The 19,144-nt window shown below is 51.4% G+C and carries 19 protein-coding genes; 16 read left to right on the top strand and 3 right to left on the bottom strand.

Annotated features, from left to right (window positions below; all coding sequences use genetic code 11):
* The first annotated feature begins 53 nt into the window (after positions 1-53).
* Together DES37_RS21465 and DES37_RS21460 are read left to right on the top strand one after the other, a co-directional pair.
* Positions 54-1,298 (top strand): aromatic amino acid transport family protein, encoded by a 1,245-nt coding sequence (locus DES37_RS21465; protein WP_036111332.1) that lies wholly within the window; start codon positions 54-56, stop codon positions 1,296-1,298.
* A gap of 252 nt (positions 1,299-1,550) precedes the next feature.
* Positions 1,551-2,660 (top strand): branched-chain amino acid ABC transporter substrate-binding protein, encoded by a 1,110-nt coding sequence (locus DES37_RS21460; protein WP_146211545.1) that lies wholly within the window; start codon positions 1,551-1,553, stop codon positions 2,658-2,660.
* Between the two features lie 70 nt (positions 2,661-2,730).
* On the opposite strand, the gene panM is transcribed toward DES37_RS21460, so the two are convergent.
* Complete coding sequence (gene panM / locus DES37_RS21455) at positions 2,731-3,117, bottom strand: aspartate 1-decarboxylase autocleavage activator PanM (RefSeq protein ID WP_036111330.1); 387 nt, start codon at positions 3,115-3,117, stop codon at positions 2,731-2,733.
* Positions 3,118-3,540: 423 nt separating this feature from the next.
* On the opposite strand from panM, the gene livK reads away from it, so the two are divergent.
* The 10 genes from livK to ugpQ all read left to right on the top strand — a co-directional run bounded on the left by livK (position 3,541) and on the right by ugpQ (position 13,630).
* Positions 3,541-4,650 (top strand): high-affinity branched-chain amino acid ABC transporter substrate-binding protein LivK, encoded by a 1,110-nt coding sequence (gene livK / locus DES37_RS21450; RefSeq protein ID WP_110027837.1) that lies wholly within the window; start codon positions 3,541-3,543, stop codon positions 4,648-4,650.
* A gap of 66 nt (positions 4,651-4,716) precedes the next feature.
* Positions 4,717-5,643, top strand: coding sequence for a high-affinity branched-chain amino acid ABC transporter permease LivH (gene livH, locus DES37_RS21445; RefSeq protein ID WP_036111322.1), 927 nt, complete (start codon positions 4,717-4,719; stop codon positions 5,641-5,643).
* The gene (locus DES37_RS21440; RefSeq protein ID WP_110027835.1) at positions 5,640-6,914 is read left to right on the top strand and encodes a high-affinity branched-chain amino acid ABC transporter permease LivM; all 1,275 of its coding nucleotides are present in this window, start codon (positions 5,640-5,642) and stop codon (positions 6,912-6,914) included. The genes livH and DES37_RS21440 overlap by 4 nt, the downstream gene beginning before the upstream one ends.
* The gene (gene livG / locus DES37_RS21435) at positions 6,911-7,678 is read left to right on the top strand and encodes a high-affinity branched-chain amino acid ABC transporter ATP-binding protein LivG (protein ID WP_036111310.1); all 768 of its coding nucleotides are present in this window, start codon (positions 6,911-6,913) and stop codon (positions 7,676-7,678) included. The genes DES37_RS21440 and livG overlap by 4 nt, the downstream gene beginning before the upstream one ends.
* A gap of 1 nt (position 7,679) precedes the next feature.
* Positions 7,680-8,393 carry a high-affinity branched-chain amino acid ABC transporter ATP-binding protein LivF gene (livF, locus tag DES37_RS21430; RefSeq protein WP_036111307.1) on the top strand — a complete coding sequence of 238 codons (714 nt, stop codon included), beginning with the start codon at positions 7,680-7,682 and terminating at the stop codon, positions 8,391-8,393.
* 240 nt (positions 8,394-8,633) lie between these two features.
* Positions 8,634-9,953: a sn-glycerol-3-phosphate ABC transporter substrate-binding protein UgpB gene (ugpB, locus tag DES37_RS21425; protein ID WP_036111304.1), complete on the top strand. Its 1,320-nt coding sequence runs from the start codon at positions 8,634-8,636 to the stop codon at positions 9,951-9,953.
* A gap of 138 nt (positions 9,954-10,091) precedes the next feature.
* Positions 10,092-10,979 (top strand): sn-glycerol-3-phosphate ABC transporter permease UgpA, encoded by an 888-nt coding sequence (gene ugpA, locus DES37_RS21420; protein WP_110027833.1) that lies wholly within the window; start codon positions 10,092-10,094, stop codon positions 10,977-10,979.
* Positions 10,976-11,821 (top strand): sn-glycerol-3-phosphate ABC transporter permease UgpE, encoded by an 846-nt coding sequence (gene ugpE / locus DES37_RS21415; protein ID WP_110027831.1) that lies wholly within the window; start codon positions 10,976-10,978, stop codon positions 11,819-11,821. The genes ugpA and ugpE overlap by 4 nt, the downstream gene beginning before the upstream one ends.
* Position 11,822: 1 nt before the next feature.
* Positions 11,823-12,893 (top strand): sn-glycerol-3-phosphate import ATP-binding protein UgpC, encoded by a 1,071-nt coding sequence (locus DES37_RS21410; protein WP_110027830.1) that lies wholly within the window; start codon positions 11,823-11,825, stop codon positions 12,891-12,893.
* On the top strand, positions 12,890-13,630 hold the full coding sequence (gene ugpQ, locus DES37_RS21405) for a glycerophosphodiester phosphodiesterase (protein ID WP_110027828.1): 741 nt from the start codon (positions 12,890-12,892) through the stop codon (positions 13,628-13,630). The genes DES37_RS21410 and ugpQ overlap by 4 nt, the downstream gene beginning before the upstream one ends.
* Before the next feature lie 15 nt (positions 13,631-13,645).
* Here the strand turns inward: ugpQ and DES37_RS21400 are convergent, their stop codons facing one another.
* Together DES37_RS21400 and DES37_RS21395 are read right to left on the bottom strand one after the other, a co-directional pair.
* Complete coding sequence (locus DES37_RS21400; RefSeq protein ID WP_036111371.1) at positions 13,646-13,903, bottom strand: DUF2756 domain-containing protein; 258 nt, start codon at positions 13,901-13,903, stop codon at positions 13,646-13,648.
* Between the two features lie 76 nt (positions 13,904-13,979).
* The gene (locus DES37_RS21395) at positions 13,980-14,477 is read right to left on the bottom strand and encodes a GNAT family N-acetyltransferase (RefSeq protein ID WP_036111288.1); all 498 of its coding nucleotides are present in this window, start codon (positions 14,475-14,477) and stop codon (positions 13,980-13,982) included.
* Positions 14,478-14,895: 418 nt separating this feature from the next.
* Here DES37_RS21395 and DES37_RS21390 point away from each other — a divergent pair, with 418 nt between their 5' ends.
* The 4 genes from DES37_RS21390 to gntU all read left to right on the top strand — a co-directional run bounded on the left by DES37_RS21390 (position 14,896) and on the right by gntU (position 18,692).
* The gene (locus DES37_RS21390; protein ID WP_110027827.1) at positions 14,896-15,591 is read left to right on the top strand and encodes a pirin family protein; all 696 of its coding nucleotides are present in this window, start codon (positions 14,896-14,898) and stop codon (positions 15,589-15,591) included.
* 95 nt (positions 15,592-15,686) lie between these two features.
* Complete coding sequence (gene gntR, locus DES37_RS21385; RefSeq protein ID WP_110027873.1) at positions 15,687-16,682, top strand: gluconate operon transcriptional repressor GntR; 996 nt, start codon at positions 15,687-15,689, stop codon at positions 16,680-16,682.
* A gap of 139 nt (positions 16,683-16,821) precedes the next feature.
* Positions 16,822-17,355 (top strand): gluconokinase, encoded by a 534-nt coding sequence (gntK, locus tag DES37_RS21380; protein ID WP_036111282.1) that lies wholly within the window; start codon positions 16,822-16,824, stop codon positions 17,353-17,355.
* Positions 17,352-18,692 (top strand): gluconate transporter, encoded by a 1,341-nt coding sequence (gene gntU, locus DES37_RS21375; RefSeq protein WP_036111279.1) that lies wholly within the window; start codon positions 17,352-17,354, stop codon positions 18,690-18,692. The genes gntK and gntU overlap by 4 nt, the downstream gene beginning before the upstream one ends.
* Positions 18,693-19,144 lie beyond the last annotated feature (452 nt).

Here is a 19,144-nt window from a genome sequence, read left to right as displayed (position 1 = left end):
GTTAAAACAACCTGGACCGGTGGGGGATGCCACCGGTTATTTAAGGAAGAATTATGTCTGAGAACACCTCTATCTCCCGGGCCTGGGCGGCTCGAGAGCGGGTTTCTGCACCCGCCAAACCCTTAAGTTTCCTCGAAGGCGTCGCCATGATTGTTGGGACCAACATCGGCGCAGGCGTCCTGTCCATTGCTTATGCATCCAGCAAAGCTGGGTTCCTTTCTCTCTTGTTCTGGCTGGTGATTGTGGGAGTATTGACCACGATTACTATGCTCTATGTCGCTGAATCTACGTTACGTACTCGTGCTCATCTCCAGTTAAGCGGCCTGGCGAAACGCTATGTCGGCGGCGTGGGTTCATGGCTGATGTTCCTCTCTGTGTGTGTCAACAGCGTTGGCGCGTTAACCGCCTATATGACCGGCAGTGGTAAACTCTTGCACTCCCTGTTAGGGATTTCACCTGCGGTAGGTAGCCTGTGTTTCTTCTTACCTGCGGCAGGTGTGCTCTGGCTGGGGTTGAAGGCGATTGGCCGCGGCGAAAAGTTTATCAGTGTCGGTATGGTTGTGATGATAACGGTACTGGTGGCGGCAACGTTCCTGAAAGACACCACGCAAATGCGCTTTCTGCTGGAAGGTGACTGGCGTTATATGGTGCCGGTATTTAACGTGATCGCATTCTGTTTTTCTGCGCAATATATCGTGCCGGAAATGGCCCGTGGGTTCAGCGATAAACCTGCTCAGTTGCCCAAAGCCATTATGGTGGGAATGGGGCTGACATTCGTTTTATTAACAGTGGTGCCGCTTTCGGTGATTTCACTCAATGGCCTGGATGCTGTCAGCGATGTCGCCACCATTTCCTGGGGCAAGGCGCTGGGTGAATGGGCTTTCTTCTCGGCCAATATCTTTGCGTTATGCGCCATGTTGACCTCATATTGGGGGCTGGGTGGCAGCTTTCTGACTAATATTTTCGACAAATTTTCACTCGGCAGTGATACCCAACCACTGCGCCGGCTTGGTGTCATGCTGTTGGTGGTGATTCCGCCATTTATTCTGGCGTACAGCGGCATGGTGTCTTTTGTGAATGCGCTTTATTTCGCCGGGGTATTCAGCGGCGTTATTTTGTCGATTATGCCGATTCTTATCCTCAAAGGTGCCCGGGAAAAAGGGGATATCACCCCGGCCTGGCAGTGTGCTGATGTGATTACACACCCGGTACTCAAATGTGTGATTGTGCTGATGTACATACTGAGCGCTCTCTACGCTATCGTTTCTGCATTAGGTTATTTACCCGCTGGTTGGTGATTTTCCGCTCTCCCACTTGCTGTGTAGTGCTGGCAAGTGGGCTTTTTGCATCACAAAAGTGTTGCAGTCTGTTGAAAAATGTTATTCCAAATCCATCAAAATAAGGTATGTTCAGGCAGAGTATGCTGCATGGGCACGGGCAGCCTTACCGACAATAAAACAAATGGTGTAACAGGCACACTTAAGCTGGCCGTTACAAAAAAGTGCCAAATACAACAAACTGCAATCACAACAAGAATGGGGAAACTCAGGATGAATATGAAGGGTAAAGCGTTACTGGCAGGGTGTATTGCTCTGGCGATGAGCGGCGTGGCAGTGGCTAAGGATATTAAAGTCGCTGTTGTGGGCGCCATGTCCGGGCCGGTAGCGCAGTACGGTGACCAGGAGTTTACTGGTGCGCGCCAGGCTATTGCGGATATTAACGCAAAAGGCGGAATTAAAGGCGACAAACTGGTTGCCGTAGAATACGACGATGCCTGTGACCCGAAACAAGCTGTAGCCGTAGCGAACAAAGTGGTTAACGATGGCATCAAATATGTTATTGGCCACCTGTGTTCTTCTTCCACTCAGCCAGCATCTGATATCTATGAAGATGAAGGTGTGCTGATGATTACGCCTGCTGCGACAGCGCCAGAACTGACTGCGCGTGGTTATAAACTGACTCTGCGTACTACTGGTCTGGACTCTGACCAGGGGCCAACCGCGGTGAAATATATTCTGGACCACGTTAAGCCAAAACGTATTGCGGTTATCCACGATAAACAACAGTACGGTGAAGGCCTGGCAACTTCAGTGCGTGATGGCCTGAAAAAAGCCGGTGCCAATGTGGTTTTCTTTGACGGTATCACCGCTGGTGAGAAAGATTTCTCCACGCTGGTTGCCCGCCTGAAGAAAGAAGACATCGATTTTGTTTACTACGGCGGTTATCACCCGGAAATGGGGCAGATCCTGCGCCAGTCTCAGGCTGCCGGTCTGAAAATTCAGTTTATGGGCCCGGAAGGCGTGGCGAACGTTTCTCTGTCCAATATCGCCGGGAAAGCAGCAGAAGGCATGCTGGTTACCAAACCTAAAAACTACGACCAGTTGCCAGCAAACAAACCGATTGTTGATGCCATTAAAGCCAAGAAACAGGATCCAAGCGGTGCGTTTGTATGGACCACCTACGCTGCTGTTCAGTCTTTGGCTACCGCACTGGAAAATACCGGTGGTGACGATACCGAAGCCATGGCGGACTACCTGAAAGCCCACGGTGCAAATACGGTTATGGGGCCATTGTCCTGGGACCAGAAAGGCGACCTGAAAGGCTTTGAATTCGGCGTGTTTACCTGGCATGCCAACGGTACAGCAACTGACGCGAAATAACAGCCGTCAGTAAAAGCGCCCTCTGCGAGAGGGCCTTGCGGGCAGGGGCAGGCCATGCACCTGCCCGTTCTTATTCGGGGATATGCCAGCCGCCTTCGCGTTCGGTAAAGCCCTGAGCCTGCATAAACGCGTTCATTGTCGCGTAGTTTTCCACTCCGACATCCGTTACCCACCAGTCGGATACAGTTGGCAGAGCACTCAGCACTTCTTCGAGCATATATTTCCCGACACCGCGGCGGCGGGTGACATCTCTGACCCTAAATGAATCCATCGTTCCCTGTGCCCCGCTGAGCGTGACCCGTGTTGCTCCGAGCAGACGCTCATTAAAACGTGCGGCATAGATGCGGTTGTTCTCATCAACATTCAGAGAGGCTTCTGAATATTCAGGCCAAATTTTCGCAAGATCGATTTTATCCTGTTCACTAAACGTCTCAAGACGAATGATAGTGAGTTTCATAAGCTGCATTTCCTGGAATGAAACAGTGAGTATGTAACGCTATTTTACTGGCAAGCTCCCAACATCAAAGCGGAATGCGTTCAGTTGATTCATTTAGCGAATTCTTACTGGATGGTTTTTAAACCGTAAGTATAAAAACAATCCAGTTTATTTATCTGCAATATGCGTGCTTTGGTAACTTTTTATGTCAATATTTTGTGCTGTTGTGCGTGGTTTTTTTTGTTTATCTCGGCCGTAATACAGAATAAAATCTCCGGTTAATCACCTGAAATATAGAGTATTTGGTGGTGTTTTAGGAAAAAATACCGCTAACTCATTACAGGGACAGGTAAAAATAGCATTGTTTATAAAAAAGACAGGTCTGTTTTTAACCATAACAAAACAAAATATTCACACACAACATCACGAATGGGGTTACAAAGGATGAAAATCAACGCGAAGACACTGCTCGCTGGCATGGTTGCGCTGGCGATGTCTCACGCGGCGCTGGCGAAAGAGATAAAAATTGCGGTAATTGGTGCGATGTCCGGGCCGGTAGCGCAATGGGGCGATATGGAATTCAATGGTGCCCGCCAGGCGGTTAAAGATATTAATGCAAAAGGCGGTATTAACGGCGATAAGCTGGTTGCGGTGGAATACGACGATGCCTGTGACCCGAAACAAGCTGTTGCTGTGGCGAACAAAGTGGTTAACGAAGGCATCAAGTATGTCATTGGTCACCTCTGTTCTTCTTCCACTCAACCTGCATCTGATATTTACGAAGATGAAGGCATTCTGATGATCACCCCCGGGGCAACAAACCCGGAACTCACCACGCGTGGCTACCAGACCATTATGCGTACTGCCGGGCTGGATTCCTCCCAGGCACCAACCGCGGTGAAATATATCGTCGATAAAGTGAAACCAACACGTATTGCGGTTATCCACGATAAACAACAGTACGGTGAAGGCCTGGCAACTTCAGTGCGTGATGGCCTGAAAAAAGCCGGAGCCAATGTGGTGTTCTTTGACGGTATCACCGCCGGTGAGAAAGATTTCTCCACGCTGGTGGCTCGCCTGCAGAAAGAAAATATCGACTTTGTTTACTACGGCGGTTACTACCCGGAAATGGGGCAGATCCTGCGCCAGGCAAGGGCTACCGGGCTGTCAACGCAGTTTATGGGCCCGGAAGGTGTGGGTAACGCTTCATTGTCTAATATTGCCGGTAAGGCGGCTGAAGGCATGCTGGTAACTATGCCGAAACGCTACGACCAGGACCCGGCAAACCAGGCCATTGTGGCGGCGCTGAAGGCGGAGAAAAAAGACCCGTCTGGCCCCTATGTCTGGATCACCTATGCCGCCGTGCAGTCACTGGCTGACGCACTGGCACATGCTGGCAGCGACGAACCGCTGGAACTGGCAAACTACCTGAAATCACACGGTGCAGACACCGTAATTGGGCCGCTGAACTGGGATGAGAAAGGCGATCTGAAGGGATTCGAATTCGGTGTTTTCCGCTGGCATGCTGATGGTTCGTCCTCTGTGGCGAAGTAAGGCTGACTGACTGTAATCCCGCCTTCCGGCTATGTGACCGCCGGAAGGACAGAAAAAGGCTATGTTATGTCTGAGCAGTTTCTCTATTTTTTACAGCAAATGTTTAATGGCGTGACACTGGGTAGCACTTACGCCCTTATCGCCATTGGCTACACAATGGTTTACGGCATTATCGGCATGATCAACTTCGCCCATGGCGAAGTGTATATGATTGGCAGTTATGTCTCGTTCATGATAATCGCCGCACTGATGATGATGGGGATTGATGCCAGCTGGATGTTGATTGGTGCCGGTTTTGTGGGCGCAATTGTTATTGCCAGCGCTTACGGCTGGTCCATTGAGAAAGTGGCATATAAACCCGTGCGTAACTCCAAGCGCCTGATTGCGCTGATTTCCGCTATCGGGATGTCTATCTTCCTGCAAAACTATGTCAGCCTGACTCAGGGTTCCCGCGATGTTGCATTACCCAGCCTGATTAACGGGCAGTGGATCATCGGTGCCAGTGAGAACTTCTCGGCAACGATTACCACCATGCAGCTGGTGATTTGGGTGGTGACCTTTATTGCGATGCTGGCATTGTCGTTGTTCATTCGTTATTCCCGTATGGGGCGCGCCTGCCGTGCCTGTGCCGAAGATTTGAAAATGGCGAGCCTGCTGGGTATTAACACTGATCGCGTGATTGCACTGACCTTCGTTATTGGTGCAGCGATGGCGGCGGTTGCCGGTGTGCTGTTGGGCCAGTTCTATGGGGTAATTAACCCGTTTATTGGCTTTATGGCCGGGATGAAAGCCTTTACCGCAGCGGTGCTGGGCGGCATTGGCAGCATTCCAGGTGCAATGATTGGCGGGCTGATTCTGGGTATTGCCGAAGCCCTGACGTCTGCTTACCTGAGCACTGAATATAAAGACGTGGTTTCATTTGCCTTGTTAATCGTGGTGTTGCTGGTTATGCCTACCGGTATCCTTGGGCGCCCGGAGGTAGAAAAAGTATGAAACCGGTTACGTTTTTCTTTGCCATTTTATCTGCCGCCATTTTCTTTGTTCTGGCGTCGGTCTTTATGGGCGTGCAACTGAATTTGAGTGGAACTCGCCTGGTTGTTGGTAGTGCTGCAAATATCCGTTGGGAGTGGATCTACATCGGTACTGCGGTAGTCTTCCTGTTCCAAATCTTGCGGCCACTGTTCCAGCAAGCAATGAAGAAGGTTGCCGGGCCACGCCTGACGATGCCAGCCATTGACGGTTCCAGCGTGAAACAGAAATTGCTGCTGGGTGCCATTCTGGTGATTGCTGTTGTCTGGCCGTTCCTGGTCTCTCGCGGTACGGTGGATATTGCCACCATGACCATGATTTATATCATTCTCGGTCTTGGGCTGAATGTGGTGGTTGGGCTGTCTGGCCTGTTGGTACTGGGCTATGGCGGTTTTTATGCTATTGGTGCTTATACTTTCGCATTGCTGAGCCACTACTACGGGTTGGGTTTCTGGGTCTGCCTGCCGTTATCCGGGCTGGTTGCTGCACTGGCCGGCTTCCTGCTGGGCTTCCCGGTTCTGCGCCTGCGGGGGGATTACCTGGCAATCGTCACCCTGGGCTTCGGTGAAATTGTGCGTATCTTATTACTGAACAATACCGCAATCACCGGCGGGCCGAATGGGATCAGCCAGATCCCCAAACCGACACTGTTTGGCCTGGAATTCAACCGCTCGCCACGTGAAGGCGGCTGGGATACGTTCAGCAACTTTTTCCATGTGAAGTATGATCCCAGCGATCGCATTATTTTCCTCTACCTGGTCGCTTTACTGTTAGTGGTGCTGACAGTATTCATTATTAACCGCCTGTTACGTATGCCCCTTGGGCGTGCGTGGGAAGCGCTGCGTGATGATGAAATCGCCTGCCGTTCTCTGGGCCTGAGCCCTACGCGTATTAAACTGACGGCCTTTACTATCAGCGCGGCTTTTGCCGGGTTTGCGGGCACGCTGTTCGCTGCGCGCCAGGGCTTTATCAGCCCGGAATCTTTCACCTTCGCTGAGTCTGCTTTTGTCCTGGCGATTGTGGTGCTGGGTGGTATGGGTTCGCAATTTGCCGTTATTCTGGCGGCCATTTTGCTGGTTGTGTCTCGCGAACTGATGCGTGATTTCAATGAATACAGCATGTTAATGCTCGGTGCGCTGATGGTCCTGATGATGATCTGGCGTCCGCAGGGGTTATTACCAATGACCCGTGCTCAGGTGAAATTGAAAAAGCGCAGTGAAGGAGAGCAGGCATGAGTCAGCCATTATTATCTGTCAGCGGCCTGATGATGCGTTTTGGCGGCTTGCTGGCGGTTAACGACGTTTCCCTGGAATTGCATCCCCAGGAAATTGTTTCTTTGATTGGCCCTAATGGGGCCGGGAAAACCACAGTATTTAACTGCCTGACCGGGTTTTATCGCCCAACTGGCGGGCAGATTTTATTGCGAGATAAACACCTCGAAGGCCTGCCAGGCCAGGAAATAGCCCGGCTGGGTGTGGTCCGTACTTTTCAGCATGTACGCCTGTTCCGTGAAATGACGGTGATTGAGAACCTGTTGGTGGCACAACACCAGCATATGAAAAGTGGCCTGTTTTCCGGGCTGCTGAAAACCCCGGCATTCCGTAAAGCAGAAAGTGCAGCACTGGACCGCGCAGCCACCTGGCTTGAGCGCATTGGCCTGCTGGAGCATGCGAACCGCCTGGCAGGTAACCTGGCCTACGGCCAGCAGCGCCGCCTGGAAATTGCCCGCTGTATGGTAACCCAGCCAGAAATTCTGATGCTGGATGAACCTGCGGCTGGCCTGAACCCCAATGAAACCCATGAACTTGATGAGTTGATTGTGGAGTTACGCAACCACCACAACACCACGGTATTGTTGATTGAACATGATATGAAACTGGTGATGGGGATTTCTGACCGTATCTATGTAGTAAACCAGGGCACCCCGCTGGCTAACGGTACACCTGAGCAGATTCGTAATAACCCGGATGTGATTCGGGCCTACCTGGGAGAAGCGTAATATGGACAATGTAATGTTATCTTTCGACCAGGTCAGTGCGCACTACGGGAAAATTCAGGCGTTACATGAAGTCTCTTTGCACATTAACCAGGGTGAAATTGTCACCCTGATTGGTGCCAATGGTGCAGGGAAAACGACGTTGCTGGGAACCTTGTGTGGCGACCCCCGCGCCACTCAGGGAACCATTACCTTTGATGGTAAAGACATTACCCACTGGCACACCGCAAAAATTATGCGTGAAGCAGTGGCGATTGTACCCGAAGGGCGCCGGGTGTTTTCCCGCATGACGGTAGAAGAAAACCTGGCAATGGGCGGCTTCTTTGCAGACCGGCAACAGTACCAGGAACGTATTGAACGGGTTTATGACCTGTTCCCACGGCTCAAAGAGCGCCGCATTCAGCGCGCAGGGACCATGTCTGGTGGTGAGCAGCAGATGCTGGCCATTGGCCGGGCATTGATGAGCCAGCCGCGTTTATTGCTGCTGGATGAACCGTCTCTGGGCCTGGCTCCCATCATTATTCAGCAGATCTTCGACACCATTGAGCAGTTGCGTGAAGAAGGCATGACCATCTTCCTGGTAGAACAAAACGCTAACCAGGCGCTGAAACTGGCAGACCGTGGTTATGTTCTGGAAAACGGCCATGTGGTGTTGGAAGATTCCGGAGATGCTCTGTTGGCAAACGAAGCGGTGCGTAGCGCTTATCTGGGCGGCTAACACTTTTTTCTTGTTTGTCAGCAATTTTCAGGGGGCCATTCTGGCCCCTTTTCATTTTCTCTCTTGTTTTACATGTCCTTTCACCAAAGTGTCTTGTTACTGAAATCCCGTTATCACTCGCTCGTCATGATTACGTCATACAACAGTTATTTTTCTGTCATACGGGCGTGTCATGTTACTTCGCGAGCAAAAAACGCGTGATATCGCGCATTTCCCCATGGACACAAGAGAGATAACGGCATGAACGCTTTGCTACGACACACAGCTTTGGGCATTACGCTTGGTCTGGCTTTCAGTACCCAGGCGATGGCCGTCACAACTATTCAGTTTTGGCATTCCATGGAAGGTCAGTTGGGTAAAGAAGTGGATTCGTTAGCCCAGCGCTTTAACCAGACCCACCCGGATTACAAAATTGAACCGGTGTATAAAGGCAACTACGAACAGAGTCTGGCAGCCGGGATTGCCGCATTCCGCACGGGAAATGCCCCCGCCATTTTGCAGGTATATGAAGTGGGTACGGCAACCATGATGGCATCCAAAGCTATCAAGCCGGTTTACCAGGTGTTTGAAGAATCTGGTATTCCATATGATGAATCACAATTTGTGCCGACCGTTTCCGGTTACTACACCGACTCAAAAACCGGGCATCTGTTGTCCCAGCCTTTCAACAGCTCCACGCCGGTGCTGTATTACAACAAAGACGCGTTCAAAAAAGCAGGCCTGAACCCGGACCAGCCACCAAAAACCTGGCAAGAACTGGCCGAAGATGCGGCGAAAGTCCGCGCAGCAGGTATGCAGTGCGGGTATGCCAGTGGCTGGCAGGGCTGGATCCAACTGGAAAACTTCAGTGCCTGGCACGGCCTGCCGTTTGCCACTGAAAACAACGGTTTTGATGGCACTGATGCCAAACTGGAATTTAACCAGCCAGTGCAGGTACGCCATATTGCCATGCTGGAAGAGATGAACAAGAAAGGGACATTCAGCTATTTTGGCCGCAAAGATGAGTCTACCGAAAAGTTCTATAACGGTGACTGCGCTATGACCACGGCATCTTCCGGCTCGCTGGCTGATATTCGCCACTATGCGAAGTTTAATTACGGTGTGGGCATGATGCCGTACGACGATACCGTGCCAAATGCACCGCAAAACGCCATTATCGGTGGTGCCAGCTTGTGGGTGATGCAGGGTAAAGACAAGCCAACCTATAAAGGCGTGGCTGAGTTTATGAAGTTCCTGATGCAGCCTGAAATTGCCGCTGAATGGCACCAGAAAACCGGCTACCTGCCGATTACCAAAGCCGCTTATGAACTGACACGCAAAGACGGTTTCTACGATAAAAACCCTGGTGCAGATATTGCCACACGCCAGATGCTGAACAAGCCGCCATTGCCGTTCACCAAAGGGCTGCGCCTGGGCAACATGCCACAGATCCGCACCATTGTTGATGAAGAGCTGGAAAGTGTCTGGACCGGTAAGAAAACGCCTAAACAGGCGCTGGATGCTGCTGTTGAACGTGGTAACCAGTTACTGCGCCGCTTTGAACAGTCTACGAAATCCTGATTCGCCAGATAACTGGCGCGGCTAGCCGTGCCAGTTTTTCGCCCGGGCAGCCAGCCTACCCGGGACGGGATATGCAGCCGGTTTACTCTTTCACTGCCCGGATGGCAGTGAAGCATATTATCTTTGCCAGGTAATGCTATGTCATCATCACGCCCGGTTTTTCGCACTTCGTGGTTGCCTTATGCTCTGGTACTGCCACAAGTGGTTATCACCATTATTTTTTTCATCTGGCCTGCCGGTGAAGCTTTGTGGTATTCGGTCCAGAATGTCGACCCGTTCGGTTTATCCAGCACTTTTGCTGGTATGAGTAACTTTATTCAACTGGCACACGACAGTTATTACCTGGATGCTTTCTGGACCACCATTAAGTTCAGTGCTTTGGTGACGGGTTGTGGGCTGGCTATCTCTCTGTTTTTTGCTGCCCTGGTAGACCATGTTGTGCGGGGAAGCCGCATCTACCAAACTCTGTTATTACTGCCTTATGCCGTTGCACCTGCCATTGCCGCTGTGTTGTGGATCTTCCTGTTTAACCCGGGGCGCGGGTTGTTGGTATGGGCGCTCGAACAACTGGGGTACCACTGGAACCATGCACAAAATAGCGGTCAGGCTATGTTTTTGGTGGTATTCGCCTCGGTATGGCAACAAATTAGTTATAACTTTTTGTTTTTCTTCGCCGCACTGCAGTCTATTCCCCGTTCGCTGATGGAAGCTGCCGCCATCGATGGTGCCGGGCCTGTCAGGCGCTTTTTCCGTGTGTCATTACCACTGATTACTCCGGTTAGTTTTTTCCTGCTGGTGGTTAACATCGTTTATGCCTTTTTTGACACATTCCCGGTGATTGACGCAGCGACAGGTGGTGGGCCGGTTCAGGCCACGACGACGCTGATTTACAAAATCTACCGGGAAGGCTTTGCCGGGCTGGATTTATCGGCCTCTGCCGCACAGTCCGTGGTGCTCATGGTGCTGGTCATTATTCTGACGGTGATTCAGTTCCGCTACGTGGAAAACAAGGTGCGTTACCAATGATAGAGAACAGACGTGGGCTGGATATTTTCAGCCATATCATGCTGATAGCGGGAATTATCGTTATTCTGTTCCCTCTGTATGTTGCATTTGTGGCTGCCACACTCGACAACAAAGCGGTGTTCAATACCCCGATGACTCTGTTGCCCGGCGGCCATTTGTGGGAAAACCTGTCGCTTATTTTGCACCAGGGCGTAGGGGGCAACACTGAGCCGTTTGGGGTGTTGTTACTGAATAGTTTCGTGATGGCTCTGGGCATTACAGTGGGCAAAATCTCGGTGTCCATGCTCTCTGCTTTCGCCATTGTCTGGTTTCGCTTCCCACTGCGTAACTTGTGCTTCTGGATGATCTTTATCACGCTGATGTTACCCGTAGAAGTGCGCATTTTCCCCACCGTTGAAGTGATTGCCAACCTGAAAATGCTCGACAGCTACACCGGGCTGACACTGCCACTGATGGCCTCTGCGACGGCAACATTTCTGTTTCGCCAGTTTTTTATGACCTTACCGGACGAGCTACTGGAAGCAGCACGCATTGACGGGGCTTCTCCGCTGCGTTTTTTCCGCGACATCGTATTACCGCTTTCGCGTACTAACCTGGCCGCACTGTTCGTTATTACCTTTATTTATGGCTGGAACCAGTATCTGTGGCCGATTTTGATTACCAGTAAAGCAGATATGGGCACTGCCGTTGCCGGTATAAAAAGCATGATTTCAACAGGCGATGGGACAACCCAATGGAATCAGGTTATGGCGGCAATGTTACTGACACTGGCACCGCCTTTAGTGGTGGTGCTGGTGATGCAAAGAGCGTTTGTTCGTGGTCTGGTGGATAGCGAGAAATAACATGGCAGGATTAAAATTACAGGCCGTCAGCAAAAGCTGGGACGGCAAAACAGAGGTCATCCGGCCTTTGACGCTGGATGTCGCAGACGGCGAATTTATCGTGATGGTTGGCCCTTCAGGTTGTGGTAAATCCACGTTGTTACGCATGGTGGCCGGGCTTGAGCGGGTGACCAGTGGTGATATCTGGATTGACCGCCAGCGAGTAACAGAGCTGGAGCCCAGCGAGCGTGGTATTGCGATGGTGTTCCAGAATTACGCGCTCTACCCGCACATGACAGTGGAAGAGAACATGGCCTGGGGCCTGAAAATACGCGGCATGGGTAAACAGCATATCGCCCACAAAGTGCAGGAAGCCGCACGTATTCTGGAGCTGGATACACTGTTAAAACGCCGCCCACGTGAGCTGTCTGGCGGGCAACGCCAGCGGGTTGCCATGGGGCGGGCAATTGTGCGCGACCCGGCGGTCTTTTTGTTCGATGAGCCCCTTTCAAACCTGGATGCCAAGTTACGGGTGCAAATGCGCCTTGAACTCCAGCAACTACACCGGCGGTTAAATACCACCAGTTTGTATGTGACCCATGACCAGGTGGAAGCAATGACCCTTGCGCAACGGGTGATGGTGCTCAATAAAGGCATTGCAGAGCAAATTGGCACACCGGTTGAGGTGTATGAAAAACCGGCCAGCCGCTTTGTCGCCAGTTTTATTGGCTCACCAGCCATGAACCTGTTGGCAGGGCAGGTGAGCAACGATGGATACCGTTTTGAGTTACCCGGAGGCATGGCTGTTCCGGTGGGGAGAAACTTGTCTTCGCTGGCAGGTAAACCACTGACACTGGGTATTCGCCCTGAACATATTGCGTTAAGCTCTCAGGCTGAAGGTGGTCTGCCATTAGTAATGGACACGCTGGAAATGCTGGGTGCTGATAACCTGGCTCACGGGCGCTGGGGGGAGCAAAAAATGATAATCCGCCTGGATCACCAAAACAGGCCGCAGCGAGGCTCCATGTTGTGGCTACACTTGCCGGAAGACCGGCTGCATTTCTTTGATGGCGAAACAGGACAACGGTTATGAGTCACTGGCCTTATCCCCGCATTGTCGCACACCGTGGCGGGGGAAAACTGGCTCCAGAAAATACACTGGCGGCGATTGATTTGGGCATTGCCCGTGGATACAAAATGTTTGAGTGCGACGCAAAACTTTCCCATGATGGTGAAATTTTCCTGCTGCATGACGACACACTTGAGCGCACCAGTAACGCCTGGGGTGTTGCCGGGGAGATGAGCTGGGATGTGCTGAGCAAGGTTGATGCCGGGAGCTGGTTTGGCAAGGCGTTTGCCGGAGAACCGCTGGCACTTTTGAGCGATGTCGCAGAGCGGTGCCGCCAGCACACAGTGATGGTGAATATCGAAATAAAACCGACTACCGGGTTAGAAACACAGACAGGTAAAGTGGTCGCCCTGGCGGTACAACAACTGTGGGCGGGTATGGCGACTCCGTTGCTTTCCTCTTTTTCTGTTGAAGCGCTGGCTGCGGCTCAACTTGCTGCACCTGGCTTACCACGTGGGTTGTTACTGGATGAGTGGGACGATAACTGGCAGGAACTGACGTCTCGCCTCGGGTGCGTATCTATTCATATTAACCATAAGTTGTTAAATGAAAAACGTGTTGCCGCACTGAAAGCCGCCGGGTTGCGTATTCTGGTGTACACCGTAAACCGCCCGGAGCGCGCCAGAACTCTGATGCAATGGGGGGTGGATTGTATCTGTACCGATAACCTGGAACAGATTGGCCCGGGCTTTGGTGCCTGAGCCATGTAGCACAAATTAACGCGGTTGTTGCTGGGTGCGTTGCTGCGCCCCGTTTAACTGCTGGAACAGTTTTTGTTGCTGCTGTTGTTGTTGAGCCGTTGCAGCCTGGTTTAACTGGCTTTTCTGCTGTATCTGCTGGGTACGCATTTCTTGTTGTACCCGTTGCTGGCTGGGGTTCACATACCCCGGCTGGTTGGGGTTATTGGTGGTATTCAGCGGAACTGCCATTGCAGTAACAGGCAACAACAGCGCCAGAATCAGATAGCGTTTCATGGTGATTTCTCCTGAAAACAGACTATAAGTTTATCCTTTCCCCGGGCCTGGCGCTGGTTTTTCCGTGTTATCTGAATTATGCCGGTTTATGGCGCGCCATGAATAATGCGTCAACATAAATGCCGTTACGCAACCCGAAATCTTTCGCCCGGCCTTCCAGTTCGAACCCCACTCTTTGGTAGGCCCGAATAGCTGGCTGGTTATCGGCAAACACCGTCAATTCGATACGGGTGACACGCAGCCAGTTATCGCATAACCACACGGCTTCTTGCATCAGTGCTCTGCCAATACCTTGCTGGCGAAAGGCGGGGTCAACACACAACCCTAATGTAGCAACATGGCTGCGGCGTGGGTTGGTATTCACGGTAAGGCCCATATGCCCCACAACCTGGTTTTCGGCCAGTGCCACCAGGTGCCTTTGCCCCGGCTGTGGGTGAGTAATGCGCTCAAGCCAGTAGGATGTGGAAGGGTGAGGAAGCTGAAGCAGGTTTTCATACACCTCTGGTTGGCGGTAAATGCCCAGTAATGCTGCTACGTCATTGGGTTCAGCCTGGCGTATTTCTGGCCTGTTCATCCGGTTCCTCTCCATTGTTAGTTGATTTCCGTTAGCATTATTGCGATTTCCTATGGGGTCAACTGCCATTTTTTGCAAAAAAAACTGGACAGATGCAAATGATAATGATTATTATTGCCTTGCGTTCAGGGGACACCTCAATGAAACCTGAAGCACGACATTGCTCACATTGCTTCCAGTATTACTTTAGCCAGCCGGGTGCTGGCTTTTTTTTATCTTTTTTTCGCCCTCCAGTTACTTTTCACTGCTTCAGCAAAATTGATGACACCTGGCCATGCTGACCCGATTTATAGCCGCAATCATCGTGCTTTAAAGGGATTGTGTTATTCATTTTTTTTGAACAGAGGCGTCAATTTTCACCCTCTATCTTCTCCGGAGGTTGCCCCCTAAACTGAATGCAACTGATGAGGAGGGCAACATGATCTATTTACGTAAAGCACAGGACCGTGGGCATGCAAACCATGGTTGGCTGGATTCCTGGCACACATTTTCGTTCGCAAATTATTATGATCCTGACTTTATGGGGTTCTCTGCTTTGCGGGTGATTAACGAAGACGTTATTGATGAAGGCCAGGGCTTTGGTACCCATCCCCACAAAGATATGGAAATTCTGACCTATGTTCTGGAAGGTGCCGTTGAACACCAGGACAGCATGGGTAACAAAGAACAAGTACCGGCTGGCGAGTTCCAGATTATGAGTGCGGGTACGGGTATTCGCCATTCTGAATATAACCCGAGTGCGACTGAAGCGCTGCGCTTGTACCAGATTTGGATTATCCCTGAAGTAACAGGGATTACTCCGCGTTATGAGCAGCGCCGCTTTGATGCCGCGCAGGGCCGCCAGTTGGTGTTGTCACCGGATGCCCGTGACGGGTCGTTAAAAGTGTTCCAGGATATGGAATTGTGGCGCTGGGCACTGGTGAAAGATGAACAATCTGTGTTTCAGATTGCCGCTAACCGCCGTGTCTGGATTCAGGTCGTGAAAGGTGAAGTCTCCATTAATGGCACTAAAGCGGTAACCAGCGACGGGCTGGCGATTTGGGATGAACAGGCACTTTCTGTTCATGCCAGCGAAGGTAGTGAAATTTTGTTGTTCGATTTACCGCCTGTCTGAATCTGAATTCGTGTTTTTTGGCCCGCCCTGTTTACGCAAGGCGGGTCTTTTTCATGGTAAACTTTACTGTCAATAACAAATTGTGTGCACAGGACATGAAAAAGAAAAGACCGGTACTACAGGACGTGGCAGATAAAGTCGGCGTGACCAAAATGACGGTCAGCCGTTTTTTACGCAACCCGGAACAGGTTTCAGCAGCTTTACGCGTCAAAATTGCCGCAGCGCTGGATGAACTGGGGTATATACCCAACCGGGCACCGGATATCCTTTCGAATTCAACCAGCCGTGCCATTGGTGTGATGCTGCCTTCGTTAACCAACCAGGTGTTTGCGGAAGTATTACGCGGTATCGAAAGTGTTATTGATGCTCACGGCTACCAAACTATGCTGGCACACTACGGGTATAAAGCCGAACTGGAAGAAGAACGCCTGGAATCTATGCTGTCGTGGAATATCGACGGTCTGATTCTGACTGAGCGCACGCACACGCCACGCACACTGAAAATGATTGAAGTGGCTGGCATTCCTGTTGTGGAAATGATGGACAGCATCAGCCCTTGTCTGGATATCGCAGTAGGGTTTGATAACTTCGAAGCAGCACGCCAGATGACAGCGGCGATTATTCAGCGCGGTCATCAACATGTGGCTTACCTCGGGGCGCGGCTTGATGAACGTACTTTAATGAAGCAGCGTGGTTATGAGCAGGCCATGCAGGACGCCGGGCTGGTGCCTTACTGTGTGATGGTTGAGCAATCTTCTTCGTATTCCACCGGGAGTGAGTTATTGCGCCAGGCGCGCCGCGAATACCCGAAGCTGGACAGTATTTTTTGTACTAACGATGACCTGGCAGTGGGGGCGGCATTTGAATGCCAGCGCCTGGGCCTGCGGATTCCCGAAGATATGGCCATTGCTGGTTTCCACGGCCATGATATTGGCCAGGTGATGGAGCCACGCCTGGCAAGTGTGCTTACTCCGCGTGAACGCATGGGCCGGATTGGCGCTGAGCGCCTGTTAGCACGAATTCGTGGCGAAATCGTGTCGCCGAAGATGCTGGATTTGGGCTTTACCCTGTCTCCTGGTGGATCAATCTGAGAAATTCAATATTTGACGTAGCTCACACTTATTAGCTTTCACTGATTGTGGTTATTGCTTATTGAACAGCCAGAGTTGAAAATGTTACCGATAACAGTTACCCGTAACATTTTTAGCCTGTGCCAGTCGGAGTTACGCTATGAGCACTATTAATCCTGAAAACCGTGTCTATGTCCTGATGGGCGTTTCTGGCAGTGGTAAATCCGCCGTTGCCAGTGAAGTTGCCCACAAATTGCAGGCTGCCTTCCTTGATGGCGATTTTCTGCACCCACGCTGCAATATCCTGAAAATGGCTTCAGGCGAACCATTAAATGATGATGACCGCACTCCATGGTTGCAAGCGCTTAATGATGCAGCCTTCGCCATGCAGCGAACCAACGCTGTTTCGCTGATTGTGTGTTCTGCACTGAAAAAACGCTACCGCGATATTTTGCGCGAAGGTAACCCAAACCTGGCGTTTATCTACCTCAAAGGGGATTACCAACTGATCGAAAGCCGTTTAAAAGCGCGCAAAGGTCACTTCTTCAAACCCCAAATGCTGGTGACTCAATTCGAGGCTCTGGAAGAGCCCCATGCCGAAGAACGCGATGTGCTGGTGGTTGATATCGATCAGCCGCTGGATGGAGTGGTAGCCAGCACAATTGCACAAATCAATAAAGGCAGTGCCAAGTGAGTACATTAACACTCGTTTTAACCGCGGTTGGCGCGGTTCTTTTGCTTCTGTTCCTGGTTATGAAAGCGCGTATGCACGCGTTTTTGGCATTGATGGTTGTGTCTGTGGGTGCTGGCCTGTGTTCTGGTATGCCGCTGGATAAAATTGCGGCCACCATGGAAAAAGGGATGGGCGGTACCCTCGGGTTCCTGGCGGTTGTGGTTGCGCTGGGAGCGATGTTCGGGAAGATTTTGTTTGAAACCGGTGCGGTTGACCAGATTGCCGTCAAGATGTTGAAGTCGTTTGGTCATAACCGTGCGCATTTCGCTATTGGCCTGGCGGGCCTGGTATGCGCATTACCGCTCTTCTTCGAAGTCGCTATCGTTTTGCTTATCAGTGTGGCGTTTTCTATGGCGCGCCATACAGGCACTAACCTGGTGAAACTGGTTATTCCGTTGTTTGCTGGTGTGGCTGCGGCGGCGGCATTCCTGGTGCCGGGGCCTGCGCCTATGCTGCTGGCGTCCCAGATGCACGCCGATTTTGGCTGGATGATCCTGATCGGCCTGTGTGCGGCTGTTCCGGGGATGCTGATTGCCGGGCCACTTTGGGGTAACTTCATCAGCCGTTATGTTGAGTTGAAAGTGCCCGATGATGTCTCTGAGCCGCACCTGGGCGAAGGTAAACTGCCGTCCTTTGGTTTCAGCCTGGCATTGATCCTGTTACCGCTGGTACTGGTAGGCCTGAAAACTATTGCCGCACATTTTGTGGCGCAGGGTTCAACTGCCTATGAATGGTTTGAATTTATCGGCCACCCGTTCACCGCGATTCTGGTTGCGTGCCTGGTTGCTATTTATGGCCTGGCAGTACGCCAGGGGATGCCGAAAGAGAAGGTTATGGATATCTGTGGCCAGGCTCTGCAGCCTGCCGGGATTATCCTGCTGGTGATTGGTGCCGGTGGTGTGTTTAAACAGGTACTGGTTGATTCAGGCGTTGGCCCGGCATTGGGTGAAGCGCTGACCGGTATGGGTCTGCCCATTGCGGTAACCTGTTTTATCCTGGCTGCGGCAGTGCGTATTATTCAGGGCTCTGCGACAGTTGCCTGCCTGACAACAGTTGGCCTGGTTATGCCAGTTATCAGTCAGTTGAACTTCTCTGGTGCACAACTGGCCGCGCTGTCAATTTGTATTGGCGGTGGTTCAATTGTGGTCAGCCATGTTAACGACGCGGGTTTCTGGTTATTTGGCCGGTTTACCGGTGCATCTGAAGCGCAAACCCTGAAAACCTGGACCATGATGGAAACCATTCTGGGAACCACTGGCGCGATTGTTGGTGCCATTGCCTTCACTTTGCTGTCGTAACGTGATGTGCGGCAGTATTGACTGGTTTATTTGAAAAAGGGCCTTCTTTGAAGGCCCTTTTTAATGCTCAACATCTATCTTTTTACCCTTCTGCTGTTTGTTCTGCCTGTTATTCCCGGTATGAATATTTCCCGCCATTGCGGGCAATGACCTCGTTGATCATTCGGAACACCCTGTTACAGCCTGATTACCGGCTACTGATCCGGATTAACTGACTGTTGCTTCGTTATTTCCGCCTGACGGGTTACCGGGTTTATGTTGTAGGCTGCCCCGGCTTAATGATTTTTGCTGATTTCCCTCAGTCCTGCCTCTGCCGCCAGGTGGCCCACAACCCGTTTACCGGGCGGGGGTTTTCAGGGCCCTGCATCCTGCCGGGCCTTTAACGGAAAGGAGTTCCGGCGATGAATATCAAAGAACAGATTGCCCGTAATGCCCTCGCAGCACGCCAGGCT

The organism is Mangrovibacter plantisponsor, from assembly GCF_003182475.1.
GTDB classification, from domain to species: Bacteria; Pseudomonadota; Gammaproteobacteria; order Enterobacterales; family Enterobacteriaceae; genus Mangrovibacter; species Mangrovibacter plantisponsor.
This window is presented reverse-complemented; position numbering and strand designations above follow the sequence as displayed.

What these genes read in the sequence shown, in the direction of transcription:
- DES37_RS21465 (WP_036111332.1), top strand. Translation starts at nt 54, where the DNA reads ATGTCTGAGAACACCTCTATCTCCCGGGCCTGGGCGGCTCGAGAGCGG.
- DES37_RS21460 (WP_146211545.1), top strand. Translation starts at nt 1,551, where the DNA reads ATGAATATGAAGGGTAAAGCGTTACTGGCAGGGTGTATTGCTCTGGCG.
- panM (WP_036111330.1), bottom strand. Translation starts at nt 3,117, where the DNA reads ATGAAACTCACTATCATTCGTCTTGAGACGTTTAGTGAACAGGATAAA.
- livK (WP_110027837.1), top strand. Translation starts at nt 3,541, where the DNA reads ATGAAAATCAACGCGAAGACACTGCTCGCTGGCATGGTTGCGCTGGCG.
- livH (WP_036111322.1), top strand. Translation starts at nt 4,717, where the DNA reads ATGTCTGAGCAGTTTCTCTATTTTTTACAGCAAATGTTTAATGGCGTG.
- DES37_RS21440 (WP_110027835.1), top strand. Translation starts at nt 5,640, where the DNA reads ATGAAACCGGTTACGTTTTTCTTTGCCATTTTATCTGCCGCCATTTTC.
- livG (WP_036111310.1), top strand. Translation starts at nt 6,911, where the DNA reads ATGAGTCAGCCATTATTATCTGTCAGCGGCCTGATGATGCGTTTTGGC.
- livF (WP_036111307.1), top strand. Translation starts at nt 7,680, where the DNA reads ATGGACAATGTAATGTTATCTTTCGACCAGGTCAGTGCGCACTACGGG.
- ugpB (WP_036111304.1), top strand. Translation starts at nt 8,634, where the DNA reads ATGAACGCTTTGCTACGACACACAGCTTTGGGCATTACGCTTGGTCTG.
- ugpA (WP_110027833.1), top strand. Translation starts at nt 10,092, where the DNA reads ATGTCATCATCACGCCCGGTTTTTCGCACTTCGTGGTTGCCTTATGCT.
- ugpE (WP_110027831.1), top strand. Translation starts at nt 10,976, where the DNA reads ATGATAGAGAACAGACGTGGGCTGGATATTTTCAGCCATATCATGCTG.
- DES37_RS21410 (WP_110027830.1), top strand. Translation starts at nt 11,823, where the DNA reads ATGGCAGGATTAAAATTACAGGCCGTCAGCAAAAGCTGGGACGGCAAA.
- ugpQ (WP_110027828.1), top strand. Translation starts at nt 12,890, where the DNA reads ATGAGTCACTGGCCTTATCCCCGCATTGTCGCACACCGTGGCGGGGGA.
- DES37_RS21400 (WP_036111371.1), bottom strand. Translation starts at nt 13,903, where the DNA reads ATGAAACGCTATCTGATTCTGGCGCTGTTGTTGCCTGTTACTGCAATG.
- DES37_RS21395 (WP_036111288.1), bottom strand. Translation starts at nt 14,477, where the DNA reads ATGAACAGGCCAGAAATACGCCAGGCTGAACCCAATGACGTAGCAGCA.
- DES37_RS21390 (WP_110027827.1), top strand. Translation starts at nt 14,896, where the DNA reads ATGATCTATTTACGTAAAGCACAGGACCGTGGGCATGCAAACCATGGT.
- gntR (WP_110027873.1), top strand. Translation starts at nt 15,687, where the DNA reads ATGAAAAAGAAAAGACCGGTACTACAGGACGTGGCAGATAAAGTCGGC.
- gntK (WP_036111282.1), top strand. Translation starts at nt 16,822, where the DNA reads ATGAGCACTATTAATCCTGAAAACCGTGTCTATGTCCTGATGGGCGTT.